The sequence below is a fragment of the Oceanobacter sp. 1_MG-2023 genome, assembly GCF_030689025.1.
In the GTDB taxonomy this organism is placed as follows: domain Bacteria; phylum Pseudomonadota; class Gammaproteobacteria; order Pseudomonadales; family Oceanobacteraceae; genus Oceanobacter.
The window spans coordinates 92,262-108,987 of the sequence record NZ_JAUYWA010000008.1 but is presented as its reverse complement, the minus strand read 5'-3'; the positions used below and the strand labels follow the sequence as shown (position 1 = coordinate 108,987).

General features: G+C 49.9%; 17 protein-coding genes and 1 pseudogene. 11 read left to right on the top strand and 7 right to left on the bottom strand.

Annotation, left to right across the window (positions count from 1 at the left end; genetic code table 11):
• Positions 1 to 14: 14 nt before the first annotated feature.
• Entirely contained in the window at positions 15 to 905 is an 891-nt protein-coding gene (locus tag Q8W22_RS07580) for an NAD-dependent epimerase/dehydratase family protein (RefSeq protein ID WP_305451987.1), read from the top strand.
• 13 nt (positions 906 to 918) lie between these two features.
• Here Q8W22_RS07580 and Q8W22_RS07575 read toward each other — a convergent pair whose 3' ends face one another.
• Positions 919 to 1,065 (bottom strand): hypothetical protein, encoded by a 147-nt coding sequence (locus Q8W22_RS07575; RefSeq protein ID WP_303605155.1) that lies wholly within the window; start codon positions 1,063 to 1,065, stop codon positions 919 to 921.
• Between the two features lie 328 nt (positions 1,066 to 1,393).
• On the opposite strand from Q8W22_RS07575, the gene Q8W22_RS07570 reads away from it, so the two are divergent.
• Positions 1,394 to 2,437: a YHYH protein gene (locus Q8W22_RS07570; protein WP_305451967.1), complete on the top strand. Its 1,044-nt coding sequence runs from the start codon at positions 1,394 to 1,396 to the stop codon at positions 2,435 to 2,437.
• Positions 2,438 to 2,454: 17 nt separating this feature from the next.
• Entirely contained in the window at positions 2,455 to 2,772 is a 318-nt protein-coding gene (locus Q8W22_RS07565; protein ID WP_305451966.1) for a hypothetical protein, read from the top strand.
• A gap of 1,192 nt (positions 2,773 to 3,964) precedes the next feature.
• Here Q8W22_RS07565 and Q8W22_RS07560 read toward each other — a convergent pair.
• Positions 3,965 to 4,180 (bottom strand): annotated as a pseudogene (locus tag Q8W22_RS07560) (transposase); the annotation flags it as partial.
• Between the two features lie 349 nt (positions 4,181 to 4,529).
• Entirely contained in the window at positions 4,530 to 5,030 is a 501-nt protein-coding gene (locus tag Q8W22_RS07555; RefSeq protein ID WP_305451965.1) for a lactoylglutathione lyase family protein, read from the bottom strand.
• Positions 5,031 to 5,124: 94 nt separating this feature from the next.
• Here Q8W22_RS07555 and Q8W22_RS07550 point away from each other — a divergent pair, with 94 nt between their 5' ends.
• The gene (locus Q8W22_RS07550; protein ID WP_305451964.1) at positions 5,125 to 5,997 is read left to right on the top strand and encodes a LysR family transcriptional regulator; all 873 of its coding nucleotides are present in this window, start codon (positions 5,125 to 5,127) and stop codon (positions 5,995 to 5,997) included.
• Positions 5,998 to 6,011: 14 nt separating this feature from the next.
• Here Q8W22_RS07550 and Q8W22_RS07545 read toward each other — a convergent pair whose 3' ends face one another.
• Positions 6,012 to 6,896, bottom strand: coding sequence for a LysR family transcriptional regulator (locus tag Q8W22_RS07545; protein WP_303433477.1), 885 nt, complete (start codon positions 6,894 to 6,896; stop codon positions 6,012 to 6,014).
• 140 nt (positions 6,897 to 7,036) lie between these two features.
• On the opposite strand from Q8W22_RS07545, the gene Q8W22_RS07540 reads away from it, so the two are divergent.
• A complete protein-coding gene (locus Q8W22_RS07540) occupies positions 7,037 to 7,810 on the top strand; it encodes a ferredoxin--NADP reductase (RefSeq protein WP_303433476.1) in 774 nt (257 codons plus the stop codon).
• A gap of 9 nt (positions 7,811 to 7,819) precedes the next feature.
• On the opposite strand, the gene Q8W22_RS07535 is transcribed toward Q8W22_RS07540, so the two are convergent.
• A complete protein-coding gene (locus Q8W22_RS07535) occupies positions 7,820 to 8,395 on the bottom strand; it encodes a MarR family winged helix-turn-helix transcriptional regulator (protein ID WP_305451963.1) in 576 nt (191 codons plus the stop codon).
• Between the two features lie 169 nt (positions 8,396 to 8,564).
• Between Q8W22_RS07535 and Q8W22_RS07530 the strand changes: the two genes are divergently transcribed.
• The 6 genes from Q8W22_RS07530 to Q8W22_RS07505 all read left to right on the top strand — a co-directional run bounded on the left by Q8W22_RS07530 (position 8,565) and on the right by Q8W22_RS07505 (position 15,080).
• Positions 8,565 to 9,422: a DMT family transporter gene (locus Q8W22_RS07530; protein WP_303433473.1), complete on the top strand. Its 858-nt coding sequence runs from the start codon at positions 8,565 to 8,567 to the stop codon at positions 9,420 to 9,422.
• A gap of 160 nt (positions 9,423 to 9,582) precedes the next feature.
• A complete protein-coding gene (locus Q8W22_RS07525) occupies positions 9,583 to 10,698 on the top strand; it encodes a phospholipase A (protein WP_305451962.1) in 1,116 nt (371 codons plus the stop codon).
• A gap of 28 nt (positions 10,699 to 10,726) precedes the next feature.
• The gene (locus tag Q8W22_RS07520) at positions 10,727 to 11,848 is read left to right on the top strand and encodes an ATP-NAD kinase family protein (protein WP_305451961.1); all 1,122 of its coding nucleotides are present in this window, start codon (positions 10,727 to 10,729) and stop codon (positions 11,846 to 11,848) included.
• A 68-nt stretch (positions 11,849 to 11,916) separates the two neighbouring features.
• On the top strand, positions 11,917 to 12,582 hold the full coding sequence (locus Q8W22_RS07515; protein WP_305451959.1) for a DsbA family oxidoreductase: 666 nt from the start codon (positions 11,917 to 11,919) through the stop codon (positions 12,580 to 12,582).
• A gap of 239 nt (positions 12,583 to 12,821) precedes the next feature.
• Positions 12,822 to 14,156 (top strand): ferric reductase-like transmembrane domain-containing protein, encoded by a 1,335-nt coding sequence (locus Q8W22_RS07510; RefSeq protein WP_303433464.1) that lies wholly within the window; start codon positions 12,822 to 12,824, stop codon positions 14,154 to 14,156.
• Positions 14,157 to 14,210: 54 nt separating this feature from the next.
• Positions 14,211 to 15,080, top strand: coding sequence for a CPBP family intramembrane glutamic endopeptidase (locus Q8W22_RS07505; protein WP_305451958.1), 870 nt, complete (start codon positions 14,211 to 14,213; stop codon positions 15,078 to 15,080).
• 48 nt (positions 15,081 to 15,128) lie between these two features.
• Here Q8W22_RS07505 and Q8W22_RS07500 read toward each other — a convergent pair whose 3' ends face one another.
• Together Q8W22_RS07500 and Q8W22_RS07495 are read right to left on the bottom strand one after the other, a co-directional pair.
• Complete coding sequence (locus Q8W22_RS07500; RefSeq protein ID WP_303433460.1) at positions 15,129 to 15,902, bottom strand: type IV pili methyl-accepting chemotaxis transducer N-terminal domain-containing protein; 774 nt, start codon at positions 15,900 to 15,902, stop codon at positions 15,129 to 15,131.
• Between the two features lie 383 nt (positions 15,903 to 16,285).
• The gene (locus tag Q8W22_RS07495) at positions 16,286 to 16,711 is read right to left on the bottom strand and encodes a hypothetical protein (protein WP_303433458.1); all 426 of its coding nucleotides are present in this window, start codon (positions 16,709 to 16,711) and stop codon (positions 16,286 to 16,288) included.
• Positions 16,712 to 16,726: the final 15 nt, after the last annotated feature.

The window sequence follows — 16,726 nt, the reverse complement described above, 5'->3', positions numbered from 1 at the left end:
GAGGTGCTGGGTTTATTGGCTCCAATTTGTTGCGAAAAATCAATAATAACTCGGTTGAAATTACTGTAATAGATAATTTGAAGTCAGGGTTTGAGGATAATATTAAAGGTCAAGATATTAAATTTATTAAAGATGATATATTGCTTTTTGATCTTTCTACTTTGGAAAGGCAGGATGAAATATACCACTTAGCATGCCCTGCCTCTCCTTCTCATTATCAAGACGATCCTATAAATACCCTAGATGTTTGCTATAAAGGAACTCAGAAAATTCTTGAATATGCATATGAATATGGTTCAAAAGTTGTTGTTTCCTCAACTTCTGAAGTTTATGGTGATCCATTAGAATCACCCCAGTGTGAAAATTATAATGGAAATGTAAGCACGTTATCAGTTAGAGCATGTTATGATGAAGGAAAAAGAGTGGCCGAAACATTATGTTTTGAATATCACCGTAAAGGAGTGGATGTTAGGATTGCTAGGCTATTTAATACTTATGGTCCACACATGGCTGAAAATGACGGTAGAGTAATTTCAAACTTTATTTGCCAGGCGTTGAAAGATAATCCATTGACAATTTATGGCTCTGGAGAGCAAACCAGATCGTTTTGCTATGTTGATGATACCATTCGTGGTTTAGAGGAATTAATGATTTTAGAAAGTAGTGATTTTGTGTTTGTTAATATTGGGAATAACAATGAAGTGACAGTAAATTTCGTAGCAGAAATTATTTCTGAACTTACGGAGAGGGATTGCAACTTTAAAGATTATCCATTACCTGATGGAGACCCTAAGGTTAGGAAGCCAGACTTAAGTAAAGCTAAGAAAGTTATTGGTTGGGAACCAAAAATATCATTTTATAAAGGGTTGAAGTTAACTATTGATTATTTTAAAAAAAACACATAACAAAAAGCTTAAGCTAGATATCTCGCGTTTGCAGAAGAGCGTAGTAAGGTAGGCTGCCATCCTTGATGGCTTGGTAGTCTTCGAGGGAGAACATAACCACAGGTGTCTCACTCTTTCTGGTAATAATCATGGGTGAGTAGTCGTTACAGCCCCTTTCCATGGTTTTAGCAATATTTGCTCGGGCTGCTGTGTAGTTTATGGCCCCGGCTGTATCAGCCGGGGCCGTTGTGACCAAACCATCCCAGAAAACAGATTGGGGTGGCGCAGGTACTTTGCTTATCCTGACAGTTATCTCTGGGAAGTAGCGTATAATCTGCTGTTTTGGGTCGGACCATCAGATGAGCAGGCTGTATAACAAACCGCAGAAATACGCGGGAAAGTCAGGCCTTCGGACGCCCTTGTCAGGGTGTTGCTGTGCTCTGCGTTATGCCGCCAACAGCGTTGCACATGCTAGCCTCAAACGGTAAAGAAATACCAGGAGTAACGGAATGAAATTTATAAACACCTCAAGGCTTAGCCAATATATAGCCTTGCCTTTTGCTTGTACTTTCTTATTGGTTGCATGTGACCGTTCCTCTATAGAGACCGAGAATTCAGATTTAAATAATGAAAAGACCATAATGACGCAAGGTCTGGATATTTCTTTATTTAAAGATGAAGCATTTATTAAAAATCCTGAAATAGTCGATTGCGAAACAAACGCTGGCACCAAAACCACTTGTTACAAGTTAGTCTCATCAGGTGGCCCCGCAGGGCGTGAGCCTGGTGATTTTTGCCCAAGAAATATCACTGATGGGGCTGATGTATCGGGTGGCTGGTTTAGTAAAGATGGAGCCGGGGATCTGGTTGATTTAAGCGGGGAATTTATTGCCAATCTGGCAAGCTATTATGATGACCCTAATTGGAAACTCTATGATCCAGAGACAGGTAAAGTACGTTATACCGCGACAAAAGAGGCGTGTTTTGGGGCTGCAAAGCCCGATGTAGAGGAACAATACAAACAAAACTGTATCGAGTGTGAATTGGCTTACCTTGATGATGATTTTTCACGCACATATCTGATTCCTACCCAGCCTATCCAGGCTGCCAAGCCTGAACGTGTTCGAACCGTAGGTATTGCACTTGATGGAGCTGAGCTTGCAGGGCCTGCTCCGGTTGATGCTATTTTAGGAAGCTACACCATTGCTGCCTTTGATGATTGCGGTGGCCACATCAATGCACATCAAGGGTATCATTATCATTCAACAACAGGTTGTACCGATACGCCGGTTAGTGATGACGGATATGCGCCACTGATCGGTTATGCGCCTGATGGCTATGCTATTTACGCTATGCTTGATGCCCTGGGTAATGAGGCTGAATCGCTCGATGAATGTCGCGGCACGAGCGACTCTGTCCGTGGATACCACTATCGTGCCGCCAGCCCTAGTGAAAATATGATTATTGGTTGTATACGAGGTGAGTTTGTCCTGCCTGAAGGCGGCCCTCGCGATGGTCAACGTCCACCACCTCCACATGAAAAACAACACTAATAAATGAGGTTGATTTGATGAAAAACAATTTATTCAGCATCTCTATTTTGTTGTTATCCAATGCGATGTGTTCCTGGGCTTATGCACATTCACTTCCACTCAACAGTATGGCGATAGAAGCTTGCCAAGCGAAAGAAAAATCTCAAGATTGCCAATACTCAGGTCATCATAATGATTTGTATATTGGCACCTGCCAATTAGCAACGGAAACAAAGCTTATTTGCGTAAGAAATAAACCAATTCAAAAAATTGAAGGTGATATGGTGAAACTCGAAGTAAATAAGAAAATCGAAAATTCCAATGAGCATAACCAGCAAATGCAAACGACACAGTAAACTGCGCGGCTGATTTGGGCGTTATATCCCATGCCGGGAGCTATGGAAACCATAGCGATCATTCTCCTTCTATCGTTTATCGGATTGGCAGCGCTGTATTGGTATTGGGCAATCACTCCTTATGATGTCCTTCTCGGCTTCGCAGTCGGAGGCATACTCGCCCTGCGGGCGTCAAGCCTGTTGGTTTCTTCAAGCGAGTGAATGGCTCGAAGTTCGCAACGTATGACAGCCGGCTGTTTTCGCCTTTCTGTCTGTTAGCTGGCGGGGCGTTCTTGGTACTGGCGGCAGGCAGGATATAACAAGTCGCTGGACCGCCGACCTCCAAAAGTCGGGACACTGTTGATGCAATGTGGCCAAGGCATAGCGATTGATTGACCGCAGAAAGTATTAATCGCAACAAGGCCTGGCTGTTGTATTACAACCCGGAATACTTGAAGAAGCACCATCATATAACGAGCTGTGATGTGGCCATACACGTAAAAACGTGCGCGTTTTGTCAGAGTTAATTGATTGTTTTTCCATCAGCTGTTAGCGTAGATGGCTGAAGTAAGAGGCATTAGCGTATCGGAGAAAGTGCTTTGCGTGCCATCAAGGATGGGAAAATGCGCATGCGCGTTTAGACGGGCAGGGACGATTTGGCAGATAATTAAATGATTAATAAAATCAAAGTATTAAATGATATCTTAAAAAAATTAACCACCGATAAAACGTGCATGCTCAGAAATAGAACTGTTAGATGTTCACAATCACAGAATTTAGAGTTTGGTTCACCAAACTGAAAACGACTTGGGAGTATGGATTACAGTAAGTATCGAGGTCGATGCGTCGCTCGAAATAGAACTATCAACTGCCCCTTTGGTAACTTTGGAACAGGAGAAAGTAGATATGAAGAGCAATAGTAATAGCAATATTATGAAAAACGTAAAAAGTGGAATCGTGGCGTTTCTGGGGGCCTGGTGGTAGATTCTATTTCGAGCGAGTCGCAGCCAAAAATACTTTTGTAGTCTGCCTGGGAGCACGCCATGGGGGTTCGATTCCCCCGACCCCTCCATATAAATAAGGCTAGGGAAGCTCTGCAAAAGCCTTTCGATTGCTTGTATCTACGTCAAATCAGTCATTTAAAACGACCGAATACAGTTCAGCATTCCCATTTTTATGGGTGATAGCCACATGGTCGGGCTATTGACCTGCTTCAATCCAGCAGTGCTTTCTGAACCCTCAGTAAATTCGCAAAACCCGCCAGTGTCATCAAGCGCTCCGTATTCTTGAGCAGTCCTCGATATCGAACCTTGTTATATCCAAAGACCTGTTTGATCACCTTGAACGGATGTTCGACCTTGGCCCGAATGCTTGCCTGTAAAGTCTGTTTCTTGGCTTCCAATGACGATACCTTCAGCTTTTTACGTTTGCTTGAGCGCAGAGGGTGTTCAAAGCTCTTTGTCAGCATAATTTTCAGATGAAAAATTTACGTTAAAACCTAACAGTGGAGGGCCAGGAAAAGAACATGCCATGTTATCGATGGCTTAACAGGGCTTATCAATATGATTAAATCAGTTTCAATCAGCCTGCTATTGGTGGCTGCGTCATATGGTGATTGATTGACCGCAGAAAGTGTTAATCGTCGAGGATGCCGACCACAAGGTCTGGCTGTTGTATTACAACCCGGAATACTTGAAGAAATGTCATCATATAACGGGCTGTGATACGCTTATCGGTAAGCTATCCGGTGTACTGGGCGCATTGTCACAAGCGGCGGTTCAGTAAGCACCAGCGCTGTAAATCAGTTCATAGCTGTGGCTGTAGATTTCCAGAATATTGCCGAACGGGTCTTCCATATACATCATGCGGTAAGGCTTCTCTCCTGGATAATAGTAGCGTGGTTTTGCCATACGTTTTTTACCGCCGGCGGCGACAATACGCTCAGCCAGTTCTTCTACATTCGGATCTTGTACGCAGAAGTGGAAAACGCCGGTTTTCCAGTATTCAAAGTTGTTGTCCGGGTTACGCTGGTTGTTGAACTGGAAAATCTCCACACCAACCCGATCGCCGGTCGACAGGTGAGCAATACGGAAGCTGCCCCAGCCTGCACCGAATACGTCGGTGCACATGTCACCGATGGCGCTGTCGTCTTCTTTTATATCGGTGGGTTGCATGATGAGATACCAGCCCATCACCTCGGTGTAAAACTTAACGGCGGCATCCAGATCCGGTACCGAGATCCCAATGTGTGAAAAATTGCGCGGGTAAACCTTGCTCATAAAGTGTGCTCCTGTATTGAGTCTGAGCACAGGTTACAAAGCCATAATGATTACGTAAAATTATCAAATATGATCAAAATGGTTATTTTTTGTAATGATTAATCCGACCTGGCTACGCACTTTTTGTACTCTTGTCGAGGTAGGGCACTTTACCCGCACGGCCGAGAAGCTGCACATGACACAATCGGGTGTCAGTCAGCAGGTACACAAACTGGAAGAGCAACTGGGGGTGGAATTACTGCAGAGACAGGGCAAGCAGTTTTCGCTTTCTGATGCGGGTGAACGGCTGTACCGCGAAGCGCGCGAGATTTTACTGGCGCTGGCAAATCTGCAGCAGCGAGTTGCTGCAGACCCGGCTTATGAAGGCGGGGTAAGAGTCATGTCGCCGGGCAGTGTTGGCCTGAAACTGTATCCTCAGTTACTGGCTTTGCAATGCACGCATCCCAAGCTGGTGATTGACTATCGCTTTGCCCCTAATGCGGATGTGGAGCAGGCCATTGCCGATGGCAGTGCGGATATCGGGTTGATGACCTCAAAGTCCAGTCTGACCGATGTTCGTTGCCAGGCCATCGCCGAGGAGCCGTTATGGCTGGTAACGCCGTCGGCCTTGCTTGAGCCGAGCTGGGAATCCTTGATGGCGTTGGGATTTATCGATCACCCGGATGGCTGTCATCATGCGGATTTACTGCTGGGGGCCAATTACACGGAGTACCAGCACAGCCAGCTGATACCCAAACAGGGGTTTTCCAATCAGATTGGTCTGATTCTGGAGCCGGTCAGTCTGGGGTTGGGTTTTACTGTGTTGCCAGCGTATGCGGTGGAAGCGTTCCATCGGCCAGATTTACTCAAGGTGCAGCCGCTGCCGAACCCGGTGAGTGAAACACTGTATCTGTGTGTCGCACGTCAGAAAGTGCTGCCCCGCCGGATGCAGGTGGTTATTAACGAAGCCAGCCAATGGCTTGACTGAATAGGGCTTGAAGGTCAGTCAAGGGCTGCATCACACAGTGCCAGCCAGGCAGTCAGTCCGGCGGTTCTGAATTTCTTTTTGTGCAATACGATGTACAGGTTGCGGCCAAAGTCCCGTTGGGGAGTACTGACTTCGCAAAGGTCGCCACGGCGAAAATTATCTTGCAGTGCAATACGCGATAAACAACTGATGCCCAAGCCAGCCTGAACCGCCCGTTTAATGGCTTCCGTGTGTTCCAGCTCCATGGCAATGTTCAGATGGGGCAGCAAGCCGTACATTCCGCGGTCAAATGCTTGCCGGGTGCCAGAGCCTTCTTCTCGCAGAATCCAGCGTGCTTGTTGCAGCTGGTTATCTTCGGCCTGTTCTCCCTGGGCGAGAGGGTGGGATGGGTGGCAAAACACGACCAGTTCATCGGTTTGCCAGCGGCGGATATCCAGTTCGGGCTGGTTGATTTCCCCTTCGATCAGGCCGATATCCAGTTCAAAATTCAGTACCTTGTTGACGATGTGTTCGGTGTTGTCGACGGTGAGGGTGACTTCGGCTTCCGGGTGTTGCTGCATATAATCGGCGACCATGCGGACCGCGAGGTAGTTGCCGATGGTCAGGGTGGCGCCGACCCGTAATTTGCCGGTGCCCTGGTGTTGCAGTAATTTGTTTTGCAGCGCCATGGCCTGCTCTGCGAGTGCCATGGCTTCGGGTAGCAGCAACCGCCCTTGTTCATTCAGTTGCAAGCGTTTGCCAACCCGGTCGAACAGTTTGAGGTCAAACTGGGACTCTAGGTCTTTCAGGGCACTGGATGCGGCGCTTTGGGACATCGCCAGGTGATCGGCAGCGCGGGTGAGATTACCGCTCTGGGCAATGGCTATAAATACTTCCAGCTGACGCAGGGTGTATCTCATCTTCGGTATTTCCGATTATAGATATTTGAACTCCTTGTTTTACCGAAAAGTGGGCTGGCAGTACAGTGTGACCATCAATTAATGCACAACGGGTGGTTTGTACCCGTGCAGCCAACGCCATTTATCGCGAGAGAGTCATCATGAGTAAACTGATCAAGGAAACCGTCACCAGCGTGCACCACTGGAATGAAACATTGTTCAGTTTTACCACCACGCGTCATCAAGGGCTACGTTTCAAGAATGGTCACTTCACTATGATCGGTCTGGAAATTGAAGATAAGCCGCTATTGCGGGCGTACAGTATTGCCAGTGCCAATTATGAAGATGAGATGGAATTTTTCTCCATCAAGGTGCAAGACGGCCCGCTGACTCAGCACCTGCAAAAGCTGGCGGTGGGGGATGAGCTGCTGGTGGGGACCAAGCCGGTCGGCACCCTGATTGCGGATAACCTCTTGCCAGGCAAGAACCTGTATTTGCTGAGCACCGGCACCGGGTTGGCGCCGTTTATGAGCATTATCAAGGATTACGAGGTTTATCAGCAGTTCGATAAGGTGATTTTGACACATGGGGTGCGGCAGGTAAGTGAGCTGGCGTACAAAGACCGGATTGAAAATGAGCTGCCCCAAAATGAATATTTTGGTGAAGAAATTCGTAATCAGCTGATTTATTACCCCACGGTGACCCGTGAGGCTTTCCGTAACCAGGGGCGGCTGACGGATCTGATTACATCCGGGAAGTTATTTGAGGATATTGGTCTGCCAGCTCCTGACCCGGAAACCGACCGTTTTATGCTGTGTGGCAGTCCGGCAATGCTGAATGATTTGACCAGCATTCTGGAAGGATTGGGATTTGAAGAAGCCCGTGCTGGTAAAGCAGGGCACTTTGTTATCGAACGGGCATTTGTGGAAAAATAGCGAATTTTCTCAAGGCTCGACAACGTTTTCAGACTGCTCCCCCGCTTCTGGCTGTTGGCCCGGTTCGGCTTGTCGATCCGGGCTTTTTTGCGTCTGTTGATAACAGGCCAGCCATTGACGCAGTAAGGCGTTGAGCTGTTGTTGTTCGTCTTCCTGCAGCAGGCCGGTCAGTCGCTTCATTGTGGCAGCGTGACCCTTGAGTGCCTTTTCTGTGACTATCTTGCCTTGTTCGGTCAGCTGTACCAGCAGTGAGCGGCGGTCCTGCTCACTGGGCAGGCGCTGGATCAGTTTGGCTTTTTCCAGTCGATTCAGGCGATTGGTCATGGCCCCAGAAGTCAGCATGGCACTCTGGAACAGCTTGGTGGGGGTTAGTGTCCAGGGTTCACCACTGCGCAGCAGGGTCGCCAATACATCAAATTCTCCCGCGTTTAAGCCGGATTGTTTATGGCTGTCATTGATTTCCTGACGAAGTAAATGACTGAGCCGGTAAAAGCGTCCCATCAGCTGCATCGGGCCGGTATCGAGGTCGGGCTTTTCTGTGGCCCATTGGCTGGCAATAAAATCGACGTGATCGGGGTGGCTCATGGTGATTCCTCGGCGTGCAGCCGGACAGTCGGTAAAGAAGATAACAGACGGCTTATTTTGCTGCCTGTGGTGAAGATAGTCGACAGCGAGGGGTGGGTAAAGTATCTTTACCTGAAATATCTTTATTTGAAGATAAATTCAAAGCTGATTCATTCGGGAACCTGTGTTTATGTTGAAGTACGGCCTTATTGCCTTGATTGCTCCACTGCTGTGGGGCACGACGTACTCCGTTACACAACACTGGCTAAGCGAGGTGGACCCAATCTGGTTGTCGGCTTTGCGTACGTTATTACCCGGCGTGATGTTATTGCCATTTATTCGTATTGCCCCTTTGTTGCTGCGCTGGCGTCAGGTGGTGGTCTTGGGCACGTTTAATATCGCCCTGTTTACCGTCTTGCTGTTTAAAGCGATCCAGCTGTTACCCGGTGGCGTGGCGGCGACATTGGTGTCGACGGTACCGCTACAAATATTGCTGATTCGTTGGCTGCAAGGGCGAGCACCGGCACTGAGGCAGTTGCTGGCGGCGGTCGGTGGTGTTGCGGGTGTGGCGCTGCTGGTGTGGCAGGCTCCGGAACCGCTGAACTGGCTAGGGGTGATGTATGCGTTGCTGGCGGGGTTGTCGATGTCGATTGGTATTTTGCTGATTCCCGTGCTGGGAGCTGGTATTGCGCCCTTGGCAATGGCGACCGGCCAATTCCTGTTTTCTGGCGTGAGTTTGACCGTGTTGGCGTTCATGACTGCTGCACCGTTGCCAGAGATCACCTTACCGGCGGTGTTGGCGATGGGCTGGATCGGGCCGCTTGGGATGGGCGTCGGTTATTTCTGCTGGTTTCGGGCCATGGGGCATATTCCGGTGGAGCGTTTGAGTTTTCTTGGTTTATTGAATCCACTGGTCGCCGTGCTGTGTGGTCTGATGTTGATGGGGGAAACGATGACTCCGACCCAGTTGCTGGGCATGGTGGTGGTGCTGGCGTGTGTTGTGGCGGCCCAGTGGCCAGTGAAAAAAGCGGTAATGGCACCGGTGTGAGCGAATTGTGGCAGGTGCAGATGGCAGGTGGTGTCCGTCCGTCATGAAGAATCATGGAGAAGGGGGAGTGGCTGAACTATCCTGTAGCAGTCTCTACTTTCTCGTGGTCGTGCCTGTGATAACAATCCTCCCTGTTGGTATATTTTGCTGTTGGCGAACGTTGGCCCGTGGGCTGTTGCTGGTGATGTTGCTGGTGATGTTGCTGGTGATGTTGCTGGGCAGTGCCCGTCTGGCTGCTGAAACCGTGGTGAGTCCATCGGCTGAGGTTGCCGGCACGGAGCTGGCAGACAAGCCTGAGGAGTCCATCAGCGCGTCCCGGTTATGGCGGGATGAGTTAAATGACCAGCAGGAGACTCCGTGGCTGGAAGATGAACCCCTGAAAACAGAAACCGTAGACGTCGAGATGATCTCGCCGGATGAATTCAAGCCGGCGATCCAGAAATATTATCCGCAGATGATACGTAAACGTCAGGTCGAAGCCTTGGCAGCGAACAGTCCTCATGTGTTGTTACCTCATCGGCCTAATTATGTGATGCCACTCACCTATCAGAGCAGCCCGAACAATCAGGAGGTCGAACGCCTGTTCGAGCATTATTCTGCCGATGATACATCGTATGACGGGGGCTTTGATCATGTGGAAGTGGTGATGCAGTTCAGCATCAAGTACGAATTGCTGGAAGGGATTCTGACCAAGCTTGATCGACTTGAAGTCGCCTATACCAACCGCTCTTACTGGCAGGCCTATAACTCCGATATTTCCAGACCCTTTCGGGAAACCAACCACGAACCAGAGATTATCTACTCTTGGCAGCCGGGTATTGACTGGCTGGATCGTGTGGGTATTGGTTTGAATCACCAGTCCAACGGTCAGACCAGTTCGTTATCCCGTAGCTGGAACCGGGTTATTCTTGAAGGGGCATCCGCTTTTTCGCATGGAATCTGGATGGGCAAGGTTTGGTGGCGTATCCCTGAAGGCAAGCAAGCCGATCCGTATGATCCATCCGATAACGATAACCCGGATATTGAAGATTATCTGGGATATGGCGAGCTGCGTTATATGCGGGTTTATGGTCAGCGCTCCGTGGGCATTATGTTGCGTAACAATCTGGATACCACAAACAATCGTGGTGCCGTCGAAATGGATTTTACGTTTCCTCTGACGCGCAAGCTCAAGGGCTTTGTGCAGTATTTTAATGGTTATGGCGACAGCCTGATTGACTACAACCACTGGCAGGAGCGGCTGGGAGTCGGTATCAAGCTGACGGACTGGTTATAATCATGACTTTTACCGCAACGGGAACGATATGATTCGACTGGGCTTGATTGTCAATCCATTGGCTGGAATCGGTGGGTCGGTGGGTCTGAAAGGCAGTGATGGTGCGGAGACTATTGCCCAGGCGCTGGCATTGGGGGCTGAAAAAAAGGCCGGATTACGGACGTTGCAGACTCTGCAGCGACTGGCTCCGCTGAAGGATCAGTGCCAGTTTGTCAGCTGCCCTGGGGATATGGGAGCGACCTGGCTGGCACAAGCCGGGCTGACTTGTTCGCTGCTGGATCTGCCGTCAACTGACGGCCGTCAGAGCACTCGTGACGATACTCTGAGCGCGGCGCGACTAATGCTGGATGAAGCTCTCGATGTCCTGTTGTTTGCTGGCGGAGATGGTACCGCCAGAGATATTTGTAGCGTGGTGGCTGATCAGTTGCCAGTGCTGGGTATTCCCGCCGGGGTCAAGATCCACTCCGGGGTATACGGCATTACACCGGTGGCCAGTGCAGAGGTGATTTGCCAGCTGGTGAACGGCGGGCTGGTGGATATCCGTGAAGCGGAAGTACGGGACCTGGATGAAGACGCCTTTCGACAGGGTGAGGTACGGGCACGACATTATGGTGATATGCGAGTGCCAATGGCCGGACATTTTATCCAGGCGGTCAAACAGGGAGGCGTGGAGCAGGAAGCACTGGTTCTGGCGGATATCGCGGCCACGGTACAGCAGGAAATGGACGATGGCTGTTTGTATCTGATCGGCTCAGGCAAAACCACCCAGGGGATTCTGGCAGAGATGGGGCTGGACGGTACATTGCTGGGCGTAGACGCCGTGCTTGATGGTCAGCTGATCGGTCGTGACCTGAATGAGCAGGGTATTCTGGCACTGCTGGATGTTTACCCGCAACGTCAGGCGGTGTTGAGCGTGATGGGAGGACAGGGGCATATTATTGGCCGTGGCAATCAGCAGTTCAGCCGCACGGTGCTGACGCGTATCGGTCGTGACAATATCCTGCTGGTATCGACCAAAACCAAAATCACCGCGTTGGCAGGCCGACCGCTGGTGATCGACAGCGGAGACAGTCAGTTTGATGCACATTGGGCCGGTACCATGGAAATCCTGACCGGTTATCAGGATCGTATCTTGTATCCTGTGGGCTAGTAAGTGGGCTAGTAAGTGGGCTAGTTGGCGCTGGCTGGTAAAGTACCGTTTCCAATAAAGGAGTTGTTATGTCTCAGTCTTTAGTGATCGATTTTGTGTCCGATGTGGTATGTCCCTGGTGTGCCATTGGTCTTGCCAGCCTGGAGCGGGCGTTGGAAGCATTGGATGATGACGTGGATGTTTCGATTCGTTTTCATCCTTTTGAATTGACGCCGGGCATGGGCAGTGAAGGTGAGTATGTCGGGCCATATTTATCAAAAAAATATGGTCTTTCTGCCGCACAGGTAGCCGACAATCAGGCGCAGATTACTGCTCGTGGGGCGGAGGTTGGTTTTGTATTTGATTTTCGGGACGACAGTAAAAAATACAATACTTTCAAGGCGCATCGGTTATTACACTGGGCTGGGTTGCAAGCTGGTGATGCTCAGCTGGCGCTAAAAAAAGCCTTGCTGCTGGCGTATTTCAGCCATAACCAGAATCCGGACGATATTGAATTGTTGTGTGATCTGGCCCAACAGGTGGGGTTGGATGCTGAAGCTGCGCGTAGCGTGCTGGAAAGTAATCAGTATGCTGAAGACGTGCTGGATGCGGAGCAATATTGGCAGCAACAGGGCATCAGTTCGGTGCCGGCGATGATTTTTAATAGTAGCTATCTGGTGTCTGGCGGTCAGCCAGAGGCCGCATTGACTCGGGTGATACAGGAAGTCTTACGACGCTCCGAGGCGGTTGACTAGCCTTTTTAGGCTGGTGGCTGGTGGCTGGTCAGGTTGATTGAGTCGCCAGTGGTATGTTTTTAGTCAAAGTGGTTTCCAGTTGTACTCAAGAGGTTTAAGTTTGGGCCGTTAATTTCTGACTTTCAGAGTTTTGTTAACGCTTTATTAACCTTTGTTCGTACAGAATTCACCGATAGACATAAGCTGGTTATCAACCCGCTGTACATGTTGATCTGAATTGACTGAGTATGGAAACCTCTATGAAATCCGCTACACGCCTGTATATCGGCTTGCTATTGACCACGACCCTGTTGTGGTTGTTAGCCGATACTCTGCTGCCTGATCCTTTTACCTATTTTTCCTTTCGCCATGTATTTAACCAGTACAGCGGCGTTATCGCGATTACCGTTATGAGCCTGGCCATGATACTGGCCGCCCGTTCTGCTTGGCTGGAAGTCCACCTGAATGGCCTGGACAAGATGTATCGGCTACACAAGTGGCTGGGTATCACGGCATTGGTCGCCTCAGTCTTGCATTGGTGGTTTGCCAAGGGAACCAAATGGATGGTGGGCTGGGGCTGGCTGGAACGACCGGAGCGCGGGCCAAAACCGGAACAGGTGTACGGGCTGATTGAAGGAATATTCCGTAGTGTGCGCAGTCTGGCCAAGGATGTTGGCGAATGGGCGTTTTATGGTGCGGCGTTGTTGATGGTGCTGGCGTTGATCAAGCGCTTTCCCTATCACTGGTTCAAAAAAACGCACACCCTGATTGCGGTAGCGTATCTGGCTCTGGTTTTTCATGCGGTGGTATTGGTGGAGTTCGATTACTGGTCACAACCGATTGGCTGGTTACTGGCTGTGTTGATGTTGGCAGGAACGGCCGCTGCCTTGTGGATTCTGGCAGGCCGGGTCGGCAAAAGCCGCACGGTGGCTGGCCAGGTGGAGGAAGTGACTCGTTATCCGGAGATGCAGTCGATAGCTACCCGTATTCGTCCTGAGCGTGGCTGGCCGGGTCATCAAGCGGGGCAGTTTGCCTTTTTGAAAACCTGCGCTGATGAAGAACCTCATCCTTTCACCATTGCATCGGCCTGGAATCCGGCGGCTCCGGTGTTGGTGTTTATCAGTAAAGCGTTGGGAGATTACACGGCCCGTATGCTGGATGAGCTTGCTCCCGGTACGGCGGTCTCGGTGCAGGGGCCGTATGGTTGTTTCAATTTTGAGGATAGCGCTACGCATCAGATCTGGATTGGTGGGGGGATTGGTATCACGCCTTTTATTGCCCGCATGCAGCAATTACAGCAGCAGCCCGGTTCACAGCAGATTGACCTGTATTATGCGGTGGCCGAAATCAATAGTGACGCTCTCGAGCAGCTGCAAGCTGCTGCTGATCAGGCTGGTGTTACATTACATCTGGTCTTGTCTGGCCAGCACCAGCGTCTGACCACCGCGCAGATCATGGCGGAGCTGCCGACGTGGCGGCAGGCGAGTGTCTGGTTCTGTGGCCCATCGGTATTTGGTCAGCAACTCAAGCGTGATCTGAGTGCTGCCGGTATGCCCAGGGACCAATTCCATCAGGAGATGTTCGAAATGCGTTAGCCCGGCGAATGCCAGCTGCCTGTTCTGTATGATCACTGCCTGAGGCATATTTATATGCCGTTTAATAAGGGGTACTCCGTGACGGTATGGCGCTGGTTAACACCGGGTTTTGTGTGGCAACAGCTGGACTGTATTGATGATGAGGTGAGGGCGGAAAAAGCAGCGTATACCTTGTCTGATCATCAGTACGAACGGCATCGGGTCTGGATGGTCGTGGGCATTGCCTGTCTGTGTCTGACCTTGGTGCATTACGGTAAATACAGTTCGAATCTGGAAGCCTTGATCCGTTGGCTGGATGCTGGCTGGTCGGCTGACGGGCGCTGGATCAACGATTTTATGCGCAGCCAATATCGGTCGCTGTATGGCTATTGCTGGTGGGGAGGCATCCACCTTGTTGGTTTTATCGTGATACCGATGCTGACCATCAAGTGGCTATTCAAACAGCGATTGGGACAGTATGGCTGGCAATGGGGTGAGGTACACAAGCACTGGCCTGGTTATCTGTTTCTGGCGTTACCGATTATGGGGTTTGCTGTGATCGCCAGTTTTGGGGATGACTTTTCCAGGCATTATCCTTTTTACCAGCAGGCGCATCGTAGCGGCCTGGATTTGCTGTCCTGGGAGCTGATTTATATTACGCAGTTTGTGGCGGTGGAGTTCTTTTTTCGTGGCTATTTGGTGAATGGGTTGCGGCGTCAGTTTGGTAGCCTGTCGGTAGCGGTGATGTGCTTGCCTTACTTGATGCTGCATTTTCCGAAGCTCTGGCCAGAGTCGTTGGGCGCTATTTTATTCGGTTTTTTTCTGGGCATCCTGGCCTTGATGTCACGCTCGATCTGGGGAGGAGTGGCGGTGCACGTGGCGATTGCCCTGACCATGGATCTGGCCGCGCTGATTCAAACGCGCGGTTTGCCAGATCACTGGTAGCTGCATAGACAGGCTGTTTTCTTGTTTCTGGTGTATCTGTTGGGTCTGCTAGTCCGCCAGCTGTTCATACATGATGGCGACTGCGGACATCTTGTTAAAGATGGACTCACTGGTGACGGAAATCACGGTCGGAACAAAATGGCCCTGTTCATCCAGCTTGAAGCCGGAATTGGAGAATTTCCATTGCGATTTCACCTTGGCTAACGCTGTAGAGATCTCCGATGTATTGGCATTTGAGTCGGTCAGGGAGTTAAGGGAATCATCAAATTCTTTGACCGACTGATCAAAATCCTGCTTCAGGTTTTTACCATCGACGTTCCAGTACAGGGCAAAATAATACTTGGCAATTTTTTGTGTCAGGGTGGTGCCGTGTTCTGATACTTCAATCAAATGAGCAATCGGTGAGTTGGATTGACGGGCGATGGTCGCCACAGCCTTGTCACAAATAACCAGCAATTCTTCACTTTCCTGAATGATGGCGGTAGCGTTGGCCTGATTTGGCGGGGTAATGATGGCACTGCGGTAGTGCTCCCAGACATTACCAATCGCCTGAATGGATTTGCCAGCAGCGTTGTTCTCGGAATATTCCATCAGTGATTGATAGCGGGCTTCAAAGGTGGCAATGCTTTCATCCAGATCTTTCATCGCTTCATCGGGGCGGATACCCGCACCAATAGCCATATAATCCTTGGCCATACGTTGCGATAGCATACACAGGCTTCCGGTCAGGTATTCTGCTTCAGATAGGGTTAAATCGGCTGCGTGTGAACACAGCGGGAAAAGCAAGGAGAGTGTTAAAGCAGAAGAAGCCAGATATTTCATAGGGTCATATTCACAGTATATTAATAGATGCCTTGACCGGAGTGAACGTGCCAATGAGCGCTGGCGTGGCTTACTTTAGGTCAGTAATTGTTAAATTGTAGTACAACAAAAATGTTTGTATGTTTTATTTTGTGATCAGCTTTGTGTCTTTTTGTGAATGCCACAACAGGGTGGCGCAGACCATATCAATAGGCAGTACGAACGGCAGTACGAACAGATCCCACCGTTATCCTGACTGGGCAGTCGGCAGCAGGCTGCGATACATATAGATCGTGGTGTTTGGATCGTGGTGTTAGTGGCGATGTCGAGTGGGGTTCGGTGAATCCGCCTGGTAATGCAGTCCCGGGAGTGGCTCCCGGGAGCGTAGATCTTCAAATTTCAAATCAGCTGCACAAACTCAGCGTCATTTTGCATTCTGCCAGTACTTGCTGGGCAAAATTAATATAGTCACGAGTGACCAGACCTTCAGGCATGGATTCACGCAACATCAGTACGATGGTCCAGATCCCTTCGGTTGGCATTTGCATTGGCAAGGAGGCAGAGCAATTGCGAAAACAATGTTGCCCGTCGAGACTTCCCAGTGGTTGGCTGGCAATCAGGTAACCGGAGAAATCACCGCCGCGATAATCCGATTCCAGGGCCCATATTTCCAGTACCAATCCACCGCTGACGCTGTCGGCACTGCGGCGGCTGGCCACCTCGGCAACATCCAGGTAGAGGGTTTCACCTTCAATGTGATAACTACAGACGCCGTTGAGCGCCAGTTCTTTTTCGGCAGATGCCAACGGAATTTGCATCAGAGTAGCCATGAACAATATCCTGCG

Bases quoted from the DNA above. Each gene is read 5' to 3' on its own strand.
- Q8W22_RS07570 (WP_305451967.1), top strand. From the start codon at position 1,394: ATGAAATTTATAAACACCTCAAGGCTTAGCCAATATATAGCCTTGCCT.
- Q8W22_RS07500 (WP_303433460.1), bottom strand. From the start codon at position 15,902: ATGAAATATCTGGCTTCTTCTGCTTTAACACTCTCCTTGCTTTTCCCG.
- Q8W22_RS07535 (WP_305451963.1), bottom strand. From the start codon at position 8,395: ATGAGCCACCCCGATCACGTCGATTTTATTGCCAGCCAATGGGCCACA.
- Q8W22_RS07505 (WP_305451958.1), top strand. From the start codon at position 14,211: ATGCCGTTTAATAAGGGGTACTCCGTGACGGTATGGCGCTGGTTAACA.
- Q8W22_RS07575 (WP_303605155.1), bottom strand. From the start codon at position 1,065: ATGGAAAGGGGCTGTAACGACTACTCACCCATGATTATTACCAGAAAG.
- Q8W22_RS07515 (WP_305451959.1), top strand. From the start codon at position 11,917: ATGTCTCAGTCTTTAGTGATCGATTTTGTGTCCGATGTGGTATGTCCC.
- Q8W22_RS07530 (WP_303433473.1), top strand. From the start codon at position 8,565: ATGTTGAAGTACGGCCTTATTGCCTTGATTGCTCCACTGCTGTGGGGC.
- Q8W22_RS07510 (WP_303433464.1), top strand. From the start codon at position 12,822: ATGAAATCCGCTACACGCCTGTATATCGGCTTGCTATTGACCACGACC.
- Q8W22_RS07550 (WP_305451964.1), top strand. From the start codon at position 5,125: ATGATTAATCCGACCTGGCTACGCACTTTTTGTACTCTTGTCGAGGTA.
- Q8W22_RS07540 (WP_303433476.1), top strand. From the start codon at position 7,037: ATGAGTAAACTGATCAAGGAAACCGTCACCAGCGTGCACCACTGGAAT.
- Q8W22_RS07555 (WP_305451965.1), bottom strand. From the start codon at position 5,030: ATGAGCAAGGTTTACCCGCGCAATTTTTCACACATTGGGATCTCGGTA.
- Q8W22_RS07545 (WP_303433477.1), bottom strand. From the start codon at position 6,896: ATGAGATACACCCTGCGTCAGCTGGAAGTATTTATAGCCATTGCCCAG.
- Q8W22_RS07565 (WP_305451966.1), top strand. From the start codon at position 2,455: ATGAAAAACAATTTATTCAGCATCTCTATTTTGTTGTTATCCAATGCG.
- Q8W22_RS07495 (WP_303433458.1), bottom strand. From the start codon at position 16,711: ATGGCTACTCTGATGCAAATTCCGTTGGCATCTGCCGAAAAAGAACTG.
- Q8W22_RS07520 (WP_305451961.1), top strand. From the start codon at position 10,727: ATGATTCGACTGGGCTTGATTGTCAATCCATTGGCTGGAATCGGTGGG.